18 protein-coding genes are annotated in these 18561 nt (G+C 70.0%); 11 read left to right on the forward strand and 7 right to left on the reverse strand.

The window, feature by feature from the left end:
• Positions 1-55 precede the first annotated feature (55 nt).
• Positions 56-1210, forward strand: coding sequence for an acyl-CoA dehydrogenase family protein (locus OXS49_RS27030; RefSeq protein WP_267427774.1), 1155 nt, complete (start codon positions 56-58; stop codon positions 1208-1210).
• A gap of 175 nt (positions 1211-1385) precedes the next feature.
• Here the strand turns inward: OXS49_RS27030 and OXS49_RS27035 are convergent, their stop codons facing one another.
• From OXS49_RS27035 to OXS49_RS27050, 4 genes are all read right to left on the reverse strand, one after another.
• Positions 1386-2258, reverse strand: coding sequence for a tetratricopeptide repeat protein (locus OXS49_RS27035; protein WP_267427775.1), 873 nt, complete (start codon positions 2256-2258; stop codon positions 1386-1388).
• A gap of 318 nt (positions 2259-2576) precedes the next feature.
• Positions 2577-3686 (reverse strand): 5-(carboxyamino)imidazole ribonucleotide synthase, encoded by a 1110-nt coding sequence (locus OXS49_RS27040; RefSeq protein ID WP_267427776.1) that lies wholly within the window; start codon positions 3684-3686, stop codon positions 2577-2579.
• Between the two features lie 16 nt (positions 3687-3702).
• Positions 3703-4200 (reverse strand): 5-(carboxyamino)imidazole ribonucleotide mutase, encoded by a 498-nt coding sequence (purE, locus tag OXS49_RS27045; RefSeq protein WP_244003480.1) that lies wholly within the window; start codon positions 4198-4200, stop codon positions 3703-3705.
• 78 nt (positions 4201-4278) lie between these two features.
• A complete protein-coding gene (locus OXS49_RS27050) occupies positions 4279-4497 on the reverse strand; it encodes a DUF465 domain-containing protein (RefSeq protein ID WP_267427777.1) in 219 nt (72 codons plus the stop codon).
• Between the two features lie 176 nt (positions 4498-4673).
• Here OXS49_RS27050 and OXS49_RS27055 point away from each other — a divergent pair, with 176 nt between their 5' ends.
• The 4 genes from OXS49_RS27055 to OXS49_RS27070 all read left to right on the forward strand — a co-directional run bounded on the left by OXS49_RS27055 (position 4674) and on the right by OXS49_RS27070 (position 8936).
• Positions 4674-4856, forward strand: a complete 183-nt coding sequence (locus OXS49_RS27055; RefSeq protein ID WP_243919813.1) for a DUF465 domain-containing protein — start codon at positions 4674-4676, stop codon at positions 4854-4856.
• Between the two features lie 215 nt (positions 4857-5071).
• On the forward strand, positions 5072-6997 hold the full coding sequence (locus OXS49_RS27060; RefSeq protein WP_267427778.1) for a propionyl-CoA synthetase: 1926 nt from the start codon (positions 5072-5074) through the stop codon (positions 6995-6997).
• A gap of 224 nt (positions 6998-7221) precedes the next feature.
• Entirely contained in the window at positions 7222-7641 is a 420-nt protein-coding gene (locus OXS49_RS27065) for a CopG family transcriptional regulator (protein ID WP_267427780.1), read from the forward strand.
• Positions 7642-7715: 74 nt separating this feature from the next.
• Complete coding sequence (locus OXS49_RS27070; RefSeq protein ID WP_267427782.1) at positions 7716-8936, forward strand: PHB depolymerase family esterase; 1221 nt, start codon at positions 7716-7718, stop codon at positions 8934-8936.
• Between the two features lie 21 nt (positions 8937-8957).
• On the opposite strand, the gene OXS49_RS27075 is transcribed toward OXS49_RS27070, so the two are convergent.
• Positions 8958-9434: a hypothetical protein gene (locus OXS49_RS27075; RefSeq protein ID WP_244003491.1), complete on the reverse strand. Its 477-nt coding sequence runs from the start codon at positions 9432-9434 to the stop codon at positions 8958-8960.
• A gap of 190 nt (positions 9435-9624) precedes the next feature.
• Here OXS49_RS27075 and OXS49_RS27080 point away from each other — a divergent pair, with 190 nt between their 5' ends.
• Together OXS49_RS27080 and OXS49_RS27085 are read left to right on the forward strand one after the other, a co-directional pair.
• Positions 9625-10743 (forward strand): NADH:flavin oxidoreductase/NADH oxidase, encoded by a 1119-nt coding sequence (locus tag OXS49_RS27080; RefSeq protein WP_267427783.1) that lies wholly within the window; start codon positions 9625-9627, stop codon positions 10741-10743.
• A gap of 365 nt (positions 10744-11108) precedes the next feature.
• Positions 11109-12587, forward strand: a complete 1479-nt coding sequence (locus OXS49_RS27085; protein WP_267427785.1) for a PAS domain-containing methyl-accepting chemotaxis protein — start codon at positions 11109-11111, stop codon at positions 12585-12587.
• 130 nt (positions 12588-12717) lie between these two features.
• Here the strand turns inward: OXS49_RS27085 and OXS49_RS27090 are convergent, their stop codons facing one another.
• A complete protein-coding gene (locus OXS49_RS27090) occupies positions 12718-13470 on the reverse strand; it encodes a phosphodiester glycosidase family protein (RefSeq protein ID WP_267427786.1) in 753 nt (250 codons plus the stop codon).
• 209 nt (positions 13471-13679) lie between these two features.
• Here OXS49_RS27090 and OXS49_RS27095 point away from each other — a divergent pair, with 209 nt between their 5' ends.
• The 3 genes from OXS49_RS27095 to OXS49_RS27105 all read left to right on the forward strand — a co-directional run bounded on the left by OXS49_RS27095 (position 13680) and on the right by OXS49_RS27105 (position 16502).
• Positions 13680-14195, forward strand: coding sequence for a hypothetical protein (locus OXS49_RS27095; RefSeq protein WP_244002168.1), 516 nt, complete (start codon positions 13680-13682; stop codon positions 14193-14195).
• A 130-nt stretch (positions 14196-14325) separates the two neighbouring features.
• Complete coding sequence (locus OXS49_RS27100; RefSeq protein WP_244001966.1) at positions 14326-15630, forward strand: MFS transporter; 1305 nt, start codon at positions 14326-14328, stop codon at positions 15628-15630.
• A gap of 2 nt (positions 15631-15632) precedes the next feature.
• Positions 15633-16502, forward strand: coding sequence for an amidohydrolase family protein (locus OXS49_RS27105; protein ID WP_267427787.1), 870 nt, complete (start codon positions 15633-15635; stop codon positions 16500-16502).
• 184 nt (positions 16503-16686) lie between these two features.
• Here the strand turns inward: OXS49_RS27105 and OXS49_RS27110 are convergent, their stop codons facing one another.
• Complete coding sequence (locus OXS49_RS27110) at positions 16687-16863, reverse strand: hypothetical protein (protein WP_267427788.1); 177 nt, start codon at positions 16861-16863, stop codon at positions 16687-16689.
• A gap of 206 nt (positions 16864-17069) precedes the next feature.
• Between OXS49_RS27110 and OXS49_RS27115 the strand changes: the two genes are divergently transcribed.
• Positions 17070-18476: a serine protease gene (locus OXS49_RS27115; protein ID WP_267427789.1), complete on the forward strand. Its 1407-nt coding sequence runs from the start codon at positions 17070-17072 to the stop codon at positions 18474-18476.
• Positions 18477-18561: the final 85 nt, after the last annotated feature.

Raw genomic sequence — 18561 nt, forward strand, 5'->3', positions numbered from 1 at the left:
CCACCTCCAGTTCCTTCCCGCAAGGGGGAGGAGAGGAGGGCAGAGGAACGCCACCATGGATTTCGATCTCAACGAAGACCAGTCGCTCCTGCGCGACAGCGTCGAGCGGCTCTCCGCCGATCTCTACCCGTCCCTGGAAAGCCGGCAGGCGCGGCTTAAGGCGCCGCTGGGCTTCCCCGCGGAGGGTTGGGCGGCGTTTTCCGAACTCGGCGTCACCGGCCTACCCTTCGCGGAGGAGGAGGGCGGGCTCGGCGGCGGCCCGGTCGAGACCATGCTGGTCATGGAAGCGGTCGGCCGCAACCTCGTGGTCGAGCCGCTGCTGGCGAGCCTCGTCCTCGGCTCGACTGCCCTGCGGCTCGGCGGCAGCGCGGCGCAGAAGGAACGTCTCGTTCCCGGCCTCGTCGCCGGCGACCTGCGGTTGACCCTCGCCCATACCGAGCGCCAGTCCCGCTATGACCTCGCCGACGTGGCCACCACGGCCCGGCGCAGCGGTGAGGGTTTCGTGCTGAGCGGGGCCAAGAGCATCGTGCCGAATGCCGACGCGGCCGGACTGATGGTGGTCTCCGCCCGAGTCTCCGGCGAGCGGCGCGATCCGCACGGGATCGGCTTGTTCCTGGTCCCGGCCGATGCGGATGGCGTCGCCATCGAGGCCTATCCGACCCAGGATGGCGGCCGGGCCGCCGAGGTCTCCTTCTCGGATGTGACGCTGCCGGCCGACGCGGCGCTCGGCGATCCGGAGGGCGGTCTGCCGCTCTTGGAGCGGGTGGTGGAGCACGGCATCGCGGCGCTCGCCGCCGAGGCGGTGGGCTCCATGGATGCGCTCCACAAACTGACGGTCGAATACCTCAAGACCCGCAAGCAGTTCGGCGTCAGCGTCGGCTCGTTCCAGGCCCTGCAGCACCGGGCCGTGGATATGCTGATCCAGCTGGAACAGGCCCGCTCGATGGCGCTCTACGCCGCCATGATGGTGGACACGCCCGACGCCAGAGCGCGGGCCGCAGCGCTGTCGGCCGTGAAGGTCCAGATCAACAAGGCCTGCCGCTATGTCGGCCAAGAGGCGGTGCAGCTCCACGGCGGCATCGGCATGACGCTCGAATACATCGGCGCCCACCATTTCAAGCGGCTCGCCATGATCGAGTACCAGCTCGGCGACACCGCCCATCACCTGCGCCGGATCACGCAGGACGAGAACGGCCTGCTGGCGGCCTAATCCGGGCGGACAAGGGGTTCCCAAAGGGTGTGCCCTTTGGTGGGGTGTCGGGGTGAAACCCCGACGAACAGGTCTCCGCCCCCCGGAAGGGGGAGGGAGACCTGTTTCGCAGGGCTCTGCCCTGCACCCGCAAAAGGTCTCGACCTTTTGAAACCCTTTTTAGACCGTTGCGCGATCAGTTGAACAGCGAGCCCACCCCGCCCTGCACGCGGCCGAGACCGGCACGGGCGACGGAATTGTTCGGGTCGATGGTCGAGGCGCGCTGGTAGTTCTCCATGGCCTCCTTGCGCTGGCCCTGCTTCTCGTAAGCCAAGCCGCGATACGCCCAGGAGGTGGCGTCCTTGTTGTTGACGTTGAGCGCCGCGTTGTAGTCCTCGATCGCCTTGCCGTACTGGTTGGTGGCGATCAGGCTCTGGCCGCGCGCCGCGTAGGGGGCCGCCACGAAGGGATTGCGGTCGATGGCGGCGTCGAAATCGGCGATCGCCTGGGTCTCCTGACCCTGCTTCTGCCGCACGAGGCCGCGGGCATGGTAGGCTTCGGCCGATTCCGGCATCAGCCGGATCGCGACGTTGAGGTCGCTGAGCGCCTGATCGAGGTTGCCCTGGGCGCGCTCGACATTGGCGCGGCCGATATAGGCCGGGCCGTAATTCGGATCGATGGCGATTGCCTTGGTGAAGTCCTGCAGCGCGGGTCCGTCGCGGCCGACCTGGCGGCTGGCGAGCGCCCGGTTGTTGTAGGCCGAGGCCGAGTTCGGATCGAGCTGGATCGCCTTGGTGAAATCCCCGATGGCGTCGTTGAACTGGCCGGCGCGGGCATAGGCGGCGCCGCGCGTGGTATAGGCGGCCGCGTCGTTCGGATTGCGTTGGATCACCTCGGAGAGCGACGCGATGTTGACCGTGGTGGCACCCGTAGTGTCCGTCTCCAGCACCGCGTATTGGCGCGGGCCGGCGGCGCTCCCGACGGTCTCGCAGCCCGCCAGCACCGCAGCCGAAACCAGGGCCGCGCCGATCAGCGCTGTCTTCCGTGCCAGCCCGTTGCGTACGATCATCGCCCCACTCTCCCCGAGGCGCAGCCCGCATCCCGCGCGCCCGCCCCGCCCCTCGCCGTTCTCAAGCCCGCGCCGCGCGCCGGGTCCACCCGCTCCGGGGTACCGTCGCGCATTACGGTGAAGGCCGGCTTAAGAAGCACGCCTGCCTGATTCGACCCGTCGCCCGTCCAGGCGTGGGGGAATCGACCGGCAGCCTTCGACACCGACCACACCGTGGTGGAAGCGGCGGGATGTGGCGAAGGTATGGCCCGCGCGCACGCCGGCCCCGCGGCAGGCGCTCAGGCCGCCACGCAGCGGCAGGGGTGTGCCTTTGAGGCCTCAGCCGACCGGTTCGGATCCCAGGCGGGTGACGTGCCCCATCTTCCGGCCGGGCCGGGCCTCGCCCTTGCCGTAGAGGTGCAGGTGGGCGCCGGGCTCAGCCAGCAGCGCATGCCAGTCGTCGGCCTGGGCGCCGATCAGGTTGCGCATCTCCACCGGCAGGCCGCCGGTCCGCGCCGGATCGCCGAGCGGCCAGCCGCAGACCGCCCGGACATGTTGAGCAAATTGCGAAGTCCGCGCGCCCTCGATGGTCCAGTGGCCGGAATTGTGGACCCGCGGCGCGATCTCGTTGACGACGAGGCGCTCAGCGCCGTCCTTCCGCACCAGGAACATCTCAACGGCGAGCACACCGACATAGTCGAGCGCGTCGGCGATGCGCTTGGCGATATCGAGGGCGGCACGGCTGGTCTCGGGCGTCAGGCCGGGGGCCGGCACCCGGGTCAAGGCCAGGATGTGGTCGCGGTGCTCGTTCTCGCACAGGTCGAAGGCCGCGAAGCTGCCGTCGTGCGCGCGGGCGCCCACCACCGAGACTTCGCGCTCGAACGACACGAAGCCCTCGAGGATCAGCGGCGCGCCGCCGAACTCGGCGAACAGGGCGTTGCGGTCACCCTCGGATCGCTCCCGCAAAATGCGTTGGCCCTTGCCGTCATAGCCGAAGCGGCGGGTCTTGAGCACGGCCGGCAGGCCGATCGTGGCGATCGCCCGGTCGAGATCGTCGGGCGTGTCGACGGCCTGGAACGGCGCGGTCGGGATGCCGAGCCCGTTGATGAATTCTTTTTCCGATAGGCGGTCCTGCGTGGTGGACAACGCCCGCGCGTTCGGGTGCAGGGGGGCGTGCCGGGCCAGGATGTCGGCGGTGGCGTGCGGGATGTTCTCGAACTCGTAGGTGACGACATCGACGCTGCGCGCGAAATCCGCCAGCGCTTGCGGATCGTCGTAGGCCGCGCAGGTGGTACGGGCGGCGACATCGAAAGCGGGGCTGTCGCGGTCGGGGGCGTAGACGTGCACCTTGAGCCCGTAATTCGCCGCCGCGAGCGCGATCATGCGCCCGAGCTGCCCGCCACCGACGATGCCGAGGGTGGAGCCGGGGCCGAGGGTCTTGTCCGTCACGCGAAAAACTCGTCCGTCACGATGTCGCTTCCGTCTCCGGCCGCTCGGCCACCGAGGCGGTCTGGGCCGCACGCCACGCTTCGAGACGCTCCGCCAGACCCGGGTCGGAGAGCGCCAGCACCGATGCGGCCAGCAACGCCGCGTTGACCGCCCCGGCCCGGCCGATCGCCAGGGTCCCCACGGGAATTCCGGCCGGCATCTGCACGATCGACAGCAGGCTGTCCTGGCCGGAGAGCGCCTTCGATTCCACCGGCACGCCGAAGACCGGCAGGCGGGTCATCGCCGCCGCCATGCCCGGCAGGTGCGCGGCGCCGCCCGCCCCCGCGATCACGACCTTGAGACCGGCCGCGACCGCGCCCTTGGCGAAGGCGACGAGCCGATCCGGGGTGCGGTGGGCCGACACGATGCGCGCGTCGTAGGGCACGGCGAGCGCATCGAGCGTCTCGGCGGCGTGCCGCATGGTCGCCCAGTCGGACTGGCTGCCCATGATGATCGCGACCGGAGGCGACACCATCGTTGATCCCGGCAAAAGAGGGCGCTTACAGCCGCGGCGGCCCTGCGGCAAGGCTGCTCCGGACGGCGTCCACTGGCATCAGGCGATGATGTCCGGCGTAATCGCGTCCTCGATGTGGTAGATCCGGTCGCGCAGGGTCAGCTTGCGCTTCTTCAGGCGCTGGATCTGCAGCTGATCGCCGGCGACGCTCCGCTCCAGCGCCTCGATGGCGCTGTCGAGATCGCGGTGCTCCTCGCGCAACCGAGCCAGTTCGGCCTCGAGTTCCGACTGCGCGCTCTCACTCGACTCATCCGCCATCGTCACCTGCGGGCCAAAGGATCGCTCATCACCCGATGAGAGCATGCGTCACGCCCTTTCTTGGGACAAGCCATGCCGGAAAGCCTTCACCAAGCTTAGCCGGAGAAAACGCTTCAACAGGTGCGGCATCCTGTGTCAGTCTTGGCGTGTCGAAACGATGACAGGAGATTCGACTCATGTCGCTGCAGACGCATCTGAGCCAACTCGCCCGGAAGCACGAAGCCCTCGAGCGCGAGATTCACGAAGCGATCCACAGACCTTCGGCGAACGACCTCCACATCGCCGAACTGAAGCGACGGAAACTCCTCCTCAAGGACGAGATCAATCGGCTGCGGGGGGCCGGCGACACCCTGCACTGAGCCACTGATTCGTCTTCACAGTTCATAGACCCGGCACGACAGTCGCCGCCGCATCGGGAGCCCCGGTGCGGCGGTTCTCGCTTGGTCCGGGCAGAGCCCCTCGGCGGCTTGGCATACGCTGGTTGCTCACGCGCGCGGACCCGTCGCGCGCCTGCACGAGAATGCGCTACTCTGCCGCCGCCGCCGGAGAGCGGCCCGCGGGGGAACGCCGACCGATGACGAATGCCAGCCCTCCGGGCCGCTATCCCGAGATCTACGAAGCGGCGCGTCGCGACCCAGAGGCGTTCTGGCTCGATGCGACCCGGGCGATCGACTGGGCGCAGACGCCCACCCAAGCCTTTGCGCCGGAATCTGGCCCCTACGGCCGCTGGTTCTCGGACGGGTCGCTCAACGCCTGCCACAACGCCGTCGACCGCCACGCCGACGGAGCACGGGCCGAGCAGGTGGCGATCCGCTACGATTCCCCCGTGACCGGCACGAAGCGCAGCATCACCTACCGGGCGTTGCGCGATGAAGTGTCGACGCTGGCCGCGGTCCTGGCCGGGCTCGGGGTCGGCAAGGGCGACCGGGTGATCCTGTACATGCCGATGGTGCCGGAGGCTTTGTGCGGCATGCTGGCCTGCGCCCGGCTCGGTGCGATCCACTCGGTGGTGTTCGGCGGCTTCGCGGCGAACGAGCTGGCGGTGCGGATCGAGGATGCGGCGCCGAAGGTGATACTGGCCGCCTCGTGCGGGATCGAGCCGAACCGGGTGGTCGCCTACAAGCCGCTTCTCGACGCGGCGATCGACGCCTCGCGCCACAAGCCCGAGTCCTGCCTGATCCTCCAGCGCCCGCAAGGCCCCGCGACGCTCGTGCCGGGGCGGGACCGCGACTGGGCCGAGGCCGTGGCGGACGCCGCGGCAGCGGGGGAGCGGACGGCGTGCGTGCCGGTCGCCGCCACCGACCCGCTCTACATCCTCTACACCTCCGGAACGACGGGGAAGCCGAAGGGCGTGGTGCGTGACACGGGCGGCTATCTCGTCGCCCTCGCGTGGTCGATGCCGAACCTCTACGGGGTGCAGCCCGGCGAGACCTATTTCTGCGCCTCCGACATCGGTTGGGTCGTCGGTCACTCCTACATCGTCTACGCGCCGCTCCTGCACGGCTGCACGACGGTGCTGTACGAGGGCAAGCCCGTGGGCACCCCCGATGCCGGCGCCTTCTGGCGGGTGGTCGCCGAGTACCGCGTCGTGTGCCTGTTCACGGCGCCGACGGCGCTGCGGGCGATCAAGAAGGAGGATTCCAAGGGCGCGCGGATCGCCGATTACGACCTCTCGGCCTTCCGCAGCCTGTTCCTGGCCGGCGAGCGCGCGGATCCGGACTCGGTCGCCTGGGCCGAGCGGGTGCTGAACCGGCCGGTCGTCGACCATTGGTGGCAGACCGAGACCGGCTGGCCGATCGCCGGCAATCCGATGGGGCTCGGCCTGCTGCCGGTGAAGCACGGCAGCACCTGCGTGCCGATGCCGGGCTACCGGGTCGAGGTTCTGGACGAGGGCGGCAAGCCCGTCCCGGCCGACACGATGGGCACCATCGCGATCCGCCTGCCCCTGCCGCCCGGCTGCCTGCCGACCCTCTGGGGCTCGGACGCGCGTATGCGGTCGAGCTACCTCGCCACCTTCCCGGGCTATTACGACACCTCGGATGCCGGCGTGATCGACGCGGACGGCTACATCACGGTCCTCGGGCGGACCGACGACATCATCAACGTCGCCGGCCACCGGCTCTCGACCGGCGGCATGGAGGCGGTCCTGGCCGGCCATCCGGATGTGGCCGAATGCGCGGTGATCGGCATCCGCGATTCCCTGAAGGGCGAGGTGCCCTGCGGCTTCGTGGTGCTGAAGGCCGGGGTCGATCGTCCCACCGAAGCGATCGAACGAGAGCTGGTCGCCAAGGTGCGCGACGAGATCGGCCCGGTGGCCGCCTTCAAGCTGGCGCTCACCGTGCCGCGGCTGCCCAAGACGCGCTCGGGTAAGATCCTGCGCGCCACGATGAAGCGCATCGCCGACCACGAACCGTGGACGATGCCCGCCACGATCGACGACGCCACGGCCCTCGACGAGATCGGCGAGAGCCTGAAGGACCGAGGGATCGGCGAACATTAGGGATCCCAAAGGGCAAGCCCTTTGGCGGGGCGTCGGGGCAGAGCCCCGACATTCGGGCTTCGCCCGACGATCGAGCGAAGCTCGACAGCAGGGTTCCACCCTGCACCCGCAAAAGGCCCCGGCCTTTTGAAACCATGACTTTTTTCCGAGTGCGCTTCTTGCGCCTCGCCAGCCCATGACCATCTCTAGACCATCCAACCGGATGGCCCAGAGATGGCGAGACGATGAGCAACACGGGACCCGAGCCCCGGCCGAAGGTGCCGGACAGCGAGAAGATCACGGTCAATCTCGGCTTCGTCGATCTCGGTCGCATCGACCTGATGGTCCGCGACGGCTTCTACGCCAACCGGGCCGACTTCATCCGCACGGCCGTGCGCAACCAGCTCGACCGCCACGACGACGCGGTTCGCCAATCCGTGGCCCGGCGCCAGCTCCGCCTCGGGATCGCGCATTACGGGCGGGTCGATCTCGAAGCAGCTCGAGATGCCGGGCGCCCGCTGCACATCCAGGTCCTGGGCCTCGCCACCGTCGCGGGCGACGTCACGCCGGATCTCGCCCGCGCCGCCATCGCCTCGGTGGAGGTCCTCGGTACCTTCCAGGCGAGCCCAGCCGTGAAGGCCGCCCTGGCCGACCGGATCGTCTGACGTCCCACACAGCCGGTCGCAGAGGCGGGTGAACCGTCCGGCCCTGTCCGCCCCCCTTTCGAAGGATCGGCCTCATGTTCCGCTTTCCCAAACTCGACCTGTCCAAACTCGACCTGCCGAAATTCGACCCCACCCTGAACGGCGGCCCCGGCACCGACCGGCTCGCCGAGCGGATGGCGCAGCTTCAGCGCGCGCAGAAGGCGGCCTTCACCAAATGGGCGCGGACCTATGGTCAGCCGGGTCAGCCCCCCCGTCCGGCCGGCGGCGATGAGACGATCGTCGACATGGAGGCGCCCGAAGCCCCCGGCGGCGCCTGGACGGCCCCCCGGCCGGATCGGGGCAGGGCGGCGGAGCCGGAGCTCGATCTGTCAGCGATGATGCGCACGCTGCGTGAGGGACGCCCGACGTCCCGCGGCCGGTCACCGGTTGTGGTCCCGCCCGGCGCGCGGTTCGAGGAGCGGGTGTTCACGAGCGCCGCCGGCAGCCGGCGCTACAAGGTCTACGTGCCGAGCGGCTACACCGGTCGGGCCCTGCCCCTGGTGGTGATGCTGCATGGCTGCACCCAGGACCCGGACGATTTCGCCGCGGGCACGCAGATGAACGTCCTCGCCGAGGAGCAGACGTTCCTCGTGGCGTATCCGGCACAGGCGCAGTCGGCACACATGCAGCGGTGCTGGAACTGGTACGCGGCCGGCGATCAGGTCCGCGAGGGCGGGGAGCCGGAACTCATCGCCGGCATCGCCCGTGCGGTGATGGCGGAGTTCTCGGCGGACCCGGCCCGGGTCTATGCAGCTGGGCTCTCGGCCGGCGGTGCCGCGGCGGCGATCCTGGCGGCCACCTACCCGGACCTGTTCGCCGCCGTCGGGATCCATTCCGGGCTGGCCTGCGGGGCCGCCCGCGACCTGCCGAGCGCCCTCGCGGCGATGAAGGGACAGGCCGGGCCCGCCGCGACGAACCGTCAGCCGGTGCCCACCATCGTGTTCCACGGCGACGGCGACCGCACCGTGCATTCCGCCAATGGCGATCAGGTGATGGCCCAGGCCGGCGCCGCCCCGGGGGTCACCAAGACGGTCACGCGGGAGACAAGCCCCGGGGGCATGGCCTACACCCGCACGGTCCGCACCGATGCGAACGACCGCGCTGTCCAGGAGCATTGGCTGCTGCACGGGGCCGGTCATGCCTGGTCCGGGGGCAGCCCGGCCGGATCCTACACGGAACCGCGGGGACCGGATGCAAGCCGCGCAATGGTGCGCTTCTTCCTGTCCCACGCGCTGGGACCGCGCCCCCGGGCCTGATGCCGGGGACGCGGGCTCCGCTCACTCGGGATCGGCGTCGTCCGAGCCCTCGTCCGGCGCGAGGTCGGCGTCCGGCGTCCGGCCGGAGAGGGTCGACGCATAAGCATCCGGCCCCGGCCGGGCGGCGAGCGAGGCCGGCATCCGCTGCGGGCCTCGCTCGGACGGGATCAGGGTCGCGGTCGCCGCGATCAGGCCGGCCATCGAGCGGAGCTTCTCGGGCTGGCGCGGGTCGTGGGCGATGAGCGCCGCGTCCTTCTGCAGGCGCAGGTTGCAGGCCGGCGTAGGCAGGCCGCCATCCGGCGTACAGCCGTCGTGGCGGGCGCAGGCCGCGTCGAGGGCGTCGATCGGCGGCAGCGGGGCGTTGTTACCCGGCCCGCAGTAATTGCCGTAGATTAGCATCTTCGGGCCGCCGAAGGCGGCGGGCTGGGCCTGCGACGGCGCCGCGAGGACGGCGAAGCCGGTAGCCAGGAGGAGCGGGGCGGCAAGTCTCGTGATCATCGTCAGGACCTCAAGCGATCTCGCCCCCTCAGGCGGTTCGCGTTGGTGGCCGCCGTGCGGCGACAAGCCAAAAAACGGTTGGCTCACTCGGCAAGTTCCACCGACGCCCGTCCACAGATGTGTTGTGTCGCACCGCACTGGCTCCCGCGCCGATCCTGCGCCAGAGTAACCGCTCCACCAGGAGCTGCCGATGACCGCTCGCCTGTTCGAACCGCTGACGCTCGATGCGCTCACGCTCGAGAACCGCATTCTGATCGCGCCGATGTGCCAGTATTCGGCCCGGGATGGCGAAGCCACCGACTGGCACATGATGCATCTGGGGCAGCTCGCCATGTCGGGGGCCGGCCTGCTGACCCTGGAGGCCACCGCGGTCTCGCCGGAGGCGCGGATCACCGCCTGGGATCTCGGCCTTTACAGCGACGTTTGCGAGCGCGCGCTCGGGCGCGTGCTCGATGCGATCCGCGAATATGCGCCGATCCCGGTCTGCATCCAGATCGCCCATGCGGGCCGGAAGGCGTCGAGCGCGGCCCCCTGGAACGGCGGCCAGCAGATCCCGCCGGAACAGGCCTATGGCTGGCGCACCGAGGCGCCCTCGGCGGTGGCGCACGGGGAGGGCGAGGTGCCGCCCCATGCCCTGGACGCCACCGACCTGAAGCGGGTCCGCGACCAGTTCGTGGCCACCGCCAAGCGCGCCGTACGGCTGGGCATCGAGGCCGTGGAGTTGCACGGCGCCCACGGCTACCTGCTGCACCAGTTCCTGTCGCCGATCGCCAACAAGCGCACCGACCAGTACGGCGGCAGCCTGGAAAACCGGATGCGCTTCCCGCTGGAGATCTACGACGCGGTGCGCGACGTCGTCCCCGCGGGGAGCCCTGTCTGGCTGCGCGTCTCGGCCACCGACTGGGTCGAGGATGGCTGGGACATCGACGAGACCGTGGAGCTGGCCAAGGCCCTTAAGCGTGCGGGCTCACCGGCGCTCCACGTCTCCACGGGGGGCGTCTCGCCCAAACAGGCGATCAAGCTCGGGCCGGGCTATCAGGTGCCCTATGCCGAGCGGATCAAGGCCGAGACCGGGCTGACCACCATCGCGGTCGGGCTGATCACCGAAGCCCAACAGGCCGAGACGATCCTGCAGGAGGGACGGGCGGACGCGATCTCGCTCGCCCGGGCGATGCTCTACGATCCGCGCTGGCCCTGGCACGCGGCGGCCGAGCTGGGCGCCCGGGTTCGGGCCCCCAAGCAGTACTGGCGCTCGCAGCCGCGGGAATACAAGGATCTGTTCACGGACACGGCGTTCGGCCAGCGGTGACGCGACGCCCGCGTGGTGAGTCGACGCGCGGGTCTCGCCGGACCGGCTCACCGTCCGGCGAGCGCATCCACAGCGAAACCCAGTGCGCTCGACCCTACGCGGGGGCTATGTCGACCCGGGACAGACGCGCTGACGATCGTCAGGACCTCCGGACAGCGATCCGACGAGACGACGGCACCCCGTATGGGCGGCGACCCGTCCCGGGAATCCACGTATCAGGAGTTGCATCAGTAAAGTAGCATACATCTTTATGTATTTTTGATCGACGGAAGCTTTGTCACCGATTTTTGATGCCGCGGATTGAGCAGATTATTATGCATTCTGGCTGAGTGTCGAAGAAAGAGGGCCGAAACGAAAGACACGCCATGATCGGACTGCGCGACCAAACGGCGCATGCAACCCTGGATGCGATCGGACTGTCGCAAGCGATCATAGAGTTTCGGCCAGACGGAACGATCCTCACCGCAAACCGCAATTTCCTGTCCGCAGTGAGCTACACGCTGGCGGAAATCCAAGGTCAAAATCACAGCCTGTTCGTGGAACCGGCTCACCGAGACAGCACAGAATACCGCGCCTTCTGGGATGCCCTGCGATGCGGGACTTATCGCGCCGCCGAATTCAAGCGCATTGCCAAAGGCGGCCGGGAGATCTGGATCCAGGCGAGCTACAACCCCGTTCGAAACCGGTCGGGGCGCGTGTCGAAGATCGTCAAGATCGCAACCGACATCACCACGCAAAAGGCCCACAGCCTCGACCTGGACGGACAGATCTCGGCCCTGCACCGCTCGCAGGCGGTGATCTCGTTCACGCCGGAGGGCACCATCCTCGATGCCAACCCCAATTTCCTCGCGGCGATGGGTTATTCGTTCGATGAGGTGAAGGGGCGCCACCACAGCCTGTTCGTGGACGCGGCGGAACGGTCGAGCGAAGGCTACCAGCGTTTCTGGGCGTCCCTGGCACAGGGGAAATTCAAGTCGGCAGAGTTCCAGCGGCTCGCCAAAGGCGGACGCACGGTGTTCATCCAGGCAACCTACAACCCGATCACGGACGCGGGCGGGCGAGTCGTCAAGGTCGTGAAGTTCGCGACCGATATCACCGCGCAGGTGCGCGAGCGCCAGCGCCGCGTCGCGGTCCAGCAGACGATCAGCACCGATCTGGATGCGATCGGCACGGCGGTCGAGCGTGTGACGCGGCAGACGGCCGAGGCGGTCGGCACGGTCGGGCAGGTCTCCAACGATATCCAGAGCGTCGCCTCAGGCGCGGAGGAGTTGTCGGCCTCGGTCGGCGAGATCAGTCAGCAGGTCAGCCACGCGGCACGCATGGCCGGCGAGGCGGTCTTGCAGGCGCAGCACACAGGCGGCATCGTCGAGGGCTTGAGTGGGCAGGCGGCGCAGATCGGCGCGGTCGTGACGATGATCCAGGGGATCGCCTCGCAGACCAACCTCCTGGCCCTCAATGCCACGATCGAGGCCGCCCGTGCCGGCGCGGCGGGCAAGGGCTTCGCGGTCGTGGCCTCCGAGGTGAAGGCGCTGGCCGAGCAGACCGCGAAGGCCACCGACCAGATCCGGAGCCAGATCACGGCCACGCAGGCGGCCACGCGCGAGGCGGTGGGGGCGATTGATACGATCCAGAGCACGATCCGGGCCCTGGATGAGATCTCGGCCGCGATCGCCGCGGCGGTCGAGGAGCAGTCCGCCGTGACCCGGGAGATGTCGGGCAGCATGCACACGGCGGCGCACGGGGTGGCGACGATCGCGGACGGTATGGAAGCCATCGCGCGGGCGAGCGAGCAGGTCGATGCCGCGACGCGTCAGGTCCGTGAGGCGGCCCGCGCCGTCGGCTGAACACGCGCCGAGACGATCGGATCAGGTCCTCGAGCGCCCTCCGCCGACCTGGACATCGGTTCGGCGCAGGAGCGCGCGCCGAAACGAAGGCTCCTAGCCGCGTTCGATTGCAATGCGATCGGGCACGGCTCTACCGCGGCGCCGCCCCGATCAGCGGCCCGAGCGGCCGGCTGATGTCGGTGCGGCCGAGATTGGGTGCGTGGAGGCTCGACACCGAGCCGTCGAGGAACAGGGCGTTGCGGCAGCCGAGGTCGTCCTTGAACAGCCGCGCGAAGGCTCCGAAGGTCACCGGGCGCTCGGAGATCGCGAAGATCGCCACGTGCCCGTCCTCGGCCACGCCGACGCCGTTGCGGATCTTCTGGCTCGGCCCGTCGGCGGAGATTTTTGGGTGGATCTGGCCGTCGATCACCAGCATGGGCCCGGATTGCGTCGCATAGTCCGGGCGGATCTTCGCCCGGAGGTAATGGGGCGTATCGAGCACCCCCGCCCGCTCGCCCTTCACCCAGAACACGCCGTTCGGCTTGAGGTGGAAGTTGCCCGGCCCGTCCGCAGTGGAGACGTGCTTCATCTCGCGCCCGCCCTCGACGTAGAGGCCCACCGGCGCCTGATCCTTGTCGTACATGCCGGCATTCATCGCGAAGTCGAGGTGCCGCCCCTGCGCCTCGGCGAGGGTGCCGAGCGATCCGTAGGGCCGCCCGTCCGCCTGCAGCCAGAACAGCCTCAGCCGCTGCCGCCGCAGGTCGATCGTGCAGACCGTGAAGGTCTCGCCCTGGGTCTCCACCGCCCGGCAGGGCTCGGAGGCCGCGGGCGCGGCCAGGGCGCGCGGCGGCAGGGTCAGCGCGACGAGCGCGATCAACAGGGCGTGAGCCGGGCGTAGCGTCATGACGCGTTCCATGCTGCTCGGAGAAGCGATGGCGGCGGCTGTCGCCCCTGAAAGCGGCGATTTTCGAGTCCGAAGCCGTCCCGGGGCTTGCCGACCCGGCGTCGCCGTGCCGACCGAACAGCGGCGGCACGTCGCGGTCCTCACCTGAACCGTTTCGTACAGTCCGACGTTTCTACGGCTAGAGGGCGGTTTTCGACGGAGATGACATGATGAAGGGTGCAGTGCTCTGCTCAACCCTGCTGGCGGCGGGCGCTCTGGCGTTCGCACCTGCCAGCGCAGATGCGCGCGGCTTCGGCGGCGGCGGGTTCCATGGCGGCGGGTTCGGCGGCGGCTTCCACGGGGGTGGCTTCGGCGGCTTCCGCGGCGGTGGGTTCGGCGGCGGCTTCCGGGGCGCCGGATTCCGTGGCGGCGGGTTCGGCTATCGCGGCGGCTACGGCGGCGGCTACGGCCGTGGCTTCTATGGTCGTGGCTATGGCTATCGCGGCGGCTACGGCTACGGCCTTGGCGGCCTGGGTCTCGGCGTCGGCCTCGGCCTGGCGGCCGGCGGCCTCTACGGCGGTTACGGTGGCTACGGCTACCCGGGTTACGGCTACGGCGGCGGCTACGCCCCGGTCGGCTACGGCTATGGCGGCGACTACGGCTACGGCGGCGGCTGCTACACGGTCCCGCGGGTGCGCTGGACCCCCTACGGCTACCGCCGGGTGCTGGTCGAGCGCTGCTACTGAGCCGCATGGCGACAGCGCGAATGTCAGGAAAGGCCGCCTTCGGGCGGCCTTTTCCTTGCCTGCCCCTCCGCGGCGTTGGACAGCGCCGCCTGGCACGCCGATACTGGTATCGGACGGCAGGGGAGGGTGCATGAGTACGGCCACCGGGCAGGGCGATGGACGCGTCGAGGCGGTCGAGATCCGCGACGCCAGCCTCACCGCTTTTTACCGCTCGATGACGCCGCCGGAGCGGCACACCTTCTGGGCGTGCGCCGCCGGCTGGTGTCTCGACGGCATGGATTTCATGATCTACCCGCTGGTGATCGGGACGATCATGAGCCTGTGGCACGTGGATTCCGGCACGGCCGGGCTGGCCGCCACGGTGACGCTGCTGGCTTCGGCGCTCGGCGGCTGGCTCGCGGGATTCGTCGCCGACCGGATCGGCCGGGTGCTCACCCTCCAGATCACGATCCTGTGGTTCTCGGTCTTCTCGCTGCTCTGCGCCTTCGTGCAGAGTTTCGAGCAGTTGCTCGTCGCCCGGGCGATCCTCGGCCTCGGCTTCGGCGGCGAGTGGGCGGCCGGCGCCGTGCTGATCGGCGAGACGATCCGGGCCGAGTATCGCGGCCGGGCGGTGGGCTCGGTGCAGTCGGGCTGGGCGATCGGCTGGGGGCTCGCGGTGCTGTCGCAGGCGGTGCTGTTCTCGCTCTTGCCGCCCGAGACCGCGTGGCGCTGGATGTTCGCGGTCGGCGCCCTGCCGGCTCTGCTGATCTTCTACCTGCGCCGCTATGTCGAGGAGCCGAAGGTCGCCGCCGAGACCCGGGCCAGGGCCGCAGCGGCCGGCGACCGGCCGCAGATCTGGGAGATCTTTTCCGGCCCGATCCTGAAGACGACGCTGCTTGCCTCGATGGCGGCGGCGGGCTGTCAGGGCGGCTATTACGCGATCACCACCTGGGTGCCGCGCTTCCTCACCACCGAGCGCCACCTGTCGATCGTCTCCTCCACCGGCTACCTCTCGGCGCTGATCATCGGCTCGTTCGCCGGCTATCTCGTCGGCGCGTGGCTCGCCGACCGCCTGGGCCGGCGGCCGCTGTTCCTGATCTTCTCGCTCGGCGCCATCGCGGTGGTGGTGGCCTACACGCAGATCCCGCTCTCGAACGGCGTGCTCTGGGTGCTGGGCTTCCCGCTCGGCTTCTTCGCCTCGGGCTATTTCTCCGGCATGGGCGCCTTCCTGACGGAACTGTACCCAACCCGCCTGCGCGGCTCGGGGCAGGGGTTCTGCTACAATTTCGGCCGGGGCATCGGCGCCCTGTTCCCGGCGCTCGTGGGTTACATCTCCGAGCGCGTCGGCCTCGCCTCGGCGATCGCGATCTTCGCGGCGGTCGCCTACGGGGTGTTCTTCGTGGCGGCCTTCGCGCTGCCCGAGACGCGCGGCAAGGTCCTGCACGCGGATATCTGATCATGCCCGAGATCCGAGACTGCCCCGCCCCGGACCCGCATCCGGGCGGACCGACCCGCTACGCCGTGCCGGCGGGCGCGGTCGACACCCACGCCCACGTCATCGGCCTGCCACCCGCCTATCCGCTGGTGCCCGACCGCAGCTACACGCCTCCGGCGGCCCCGGCAGAGGCCTATCTCGCGATGCTCGATGGGACCGGCATGGCCAACGGCGTGCTGGTTCAGGTCAGCGTCCACGGCACCGACAACCGGCTGATGGTCGAGACGCTGCGCGCCAACCGGCAGCGCCTGCGCGGCATCGCGGTGATCCCGCTCGGCCTGCCCGACGCGGACCTCGCCGCCCTGAAGGAAGCCGGCGTGGTCGGCCTGCGGCTGAACGTACTGTTCGGCGGCGGGGTCGGGCTCGACGCGGTCGGGTCCTACGGGGCGCTTGCCCGGGAGATGGGCTGGCATCTCCAGTTCCTGCTCGATGCCCGGGATCTGCCGCCGATCGCCGGTCGCCTGTCGCAGCTGCCGGTGCCGCTGGTCTTCGACCATATGGGGCACATGCCGACCTCGGCCGGCGTGGACCATCCGGGCTTCCAGGCGCTGCTCGGCCTCGTCGCCGACGGCAACTGGGTGAAACTCTCGGGCGCCTTCCGCGATTCCATCACCGGGCCGCCCTACGCCGACACGATCCCCTTCGCCCGCGCCCTCAATGAGGCCGCCCCGGAACGCTGCCTCTGGGGCTCGGACTGGCCGCACGTCGCGGCCTGGGATGGGCCGCCGCGGACCACGACGCTCCTCGACCTGATGGCCGATTGGGTGCCGGACGAGGGCCGGCGCAAACAGGTCTTCGTCGACAATCCGCGCCGGCTCTACGGCTTCGGATAGGGCCGGGGCCCGCATCCCGCGCCGGGCTCAAGTCCCGGTTCCGAAAGGTCGAGACCTTTCGCGGGTCCAGGGCAGAGCCCTGGTCAAGATCTCAGGGCTCCGCCCCAAGAACCCGCCAAAGGGCATGCCCTTTGGAAACCCGGGTTCCAGGTCGAACCGGCTCCAAGTCCCGGATTTGCAGCGCTCAACGCCGCCGCGATTCGTCCTGCGGCAGGTGGCGGCCGTAGACCTCCTGCTTCTCCGCGCGCTCGCGGATCAGGTCGGCATAGGCCTTCCGCATTTCGGGGGAGACGCTGACGCTCTTGCCCTTGGCGGGCTTGCGCTTGGGCGCCTTCTTGAAGGTGTTGCTCGCATCGGTCATGCCGGGCTCCGCGTCGAACCGTGGCGGCATCGCGTGGCCGGAGGGCCGATCGGGCTGTCCGGATGCCGCCGCGGGCCGGACATCCGCCTGTAGCGCATCCCGGCGGCGGGCGCACCGCGGTCTGGTGCCGTAACCCAAGGATTCGATCTGGTCCGCCCCGGACGCCTCTGCCAGGATCCGGGTGATTCCGATCGGGGAGGGCGGTCATGGCCTCGGGTGCGTCGTGGTGGGGTCGTTTGCCGGGGGCAGACCGCCGGCAAGCTGCGGCTCTGCTGGCACTTCTGCTCGCAGCCGGACCCGCCGCCGCGCAGGATCAGCCGCGACCGTCCCGCGCGGCGCCCGCGGCTGCGGCGCCGGCCGATCCCGCCTTCGAGGGCGCGAAGGCCGCGTTCGAGGCGCTGCCCGAGCCGGAACGGAAGGCGATCCAGGACGCCCTCGTCTGGACCGGCGACTTCAACGCCGTGGTGTCGGGCACGTTCGGGCGCCGGACCTTCGAGGCGCTCAACGCCTATCGCGCCCGCACCCATGGCGTTGATCCCCTGGATCCGCGCGGCCGGGCGGCCCTGCTGGGAGCGGGGGCGGCGGCCCGGACCGCGGCGCGCTTCCGGATCGCCCCGGATCCCGGCAGCTCTGCGGTGATGGGGGTGCCGGAGCGCCTGCTGTCGAAGCGCACCGCCCTGGCCTCCGGCACCCGCTGGCAGAGCCCGGACGGGCGCGTCACTCTGGAGACCCGCGCCTACCCGCTGGAGACCGAGACCCTCGACACCCTGTTCGAGAAGGCGACCACGCCGCTGCCGAACCGCAAGGTGACCTACAGGCTGAAGCGGCCCGACGTCGTGGTGGTGACCGCCGAGACCGGGGCCGGCCTGTCCTACATCCGCTACGCCGCCGGGCCGGCGGGCGTGCGCGGCTTCCTGTTCGGCTACGACAAAGCCCTGGCGCCGGAGGTCGATCGTTTGGTGATCGCGGTGGCAAATGCGTTCGTGCCGTTCCCGGAAGCCGCCGCACCGGCCCCGGTCGCCGCGATCCCATCGGCCCCGGCCCGCCCCGAGACCAGCGCGGTCGTTGCGCAGGATCTTGCCGTCGCGGGCGCCGGTCTCACGGTGGCGCCGGGCCGGGTGCTCACGGCCTCCGCGGTGCTGGAGGGCTGCGCGGCGCCCCGCATCGGCGCGGCGCCGGCCCGCAAGCTCGCCGCCGATCCCTCCGGCCTCGCGCTTCTCGATGCGCCCGGGGCCCCCGCCCCAATCCGACCCGCAGGACGGACGGAGCCGGTCGGCGCGGAGGATAACCTGATCGCCCTCGCGCCGAGCTCGGACGGACTCGTGGCCGCCCCCGGAAGCGCCTTCGCGGGCGATGTCGTCGCGGCCCTTCAGCCGGGCTCGGCCGGTGCGCCTGTGCTCGACCGGTCCGGACGGCTCGTCGGGCTCATCGCCCGTTATCCGGCGGCGCCACGCCGGGTTGCCGGGATCGTGCCTCCCACGCGCCTGCCGCTGGTACCGGGCGGGGCGATCACCGCCTTCCTCGCGGGCCAGGGCATCGCCGACGCGAAGACGCCCCCGGACGGTGGGCCGGGGGCGTTCGCGCAGGCGGTGGTGGGGATCGCCTGCCGCTAAGCAGGTTTCGCAAAAGTGGCCACCGGTTTTGCGACAGAAACCTGTGACATAACAAAGAGCTAAGCGGATGAAGCGTTGGCTTGCC

Origin of the sequence: Methylobacterium sp. GC_Met_2 (assembly GCF_026540795.1) — a bacterium.
Lineage (GTDB): Bacteria > Pseudomonadota > Alphaproteobacteria > Rhizobiales > Beijerinckiaceae > Methylobacterium.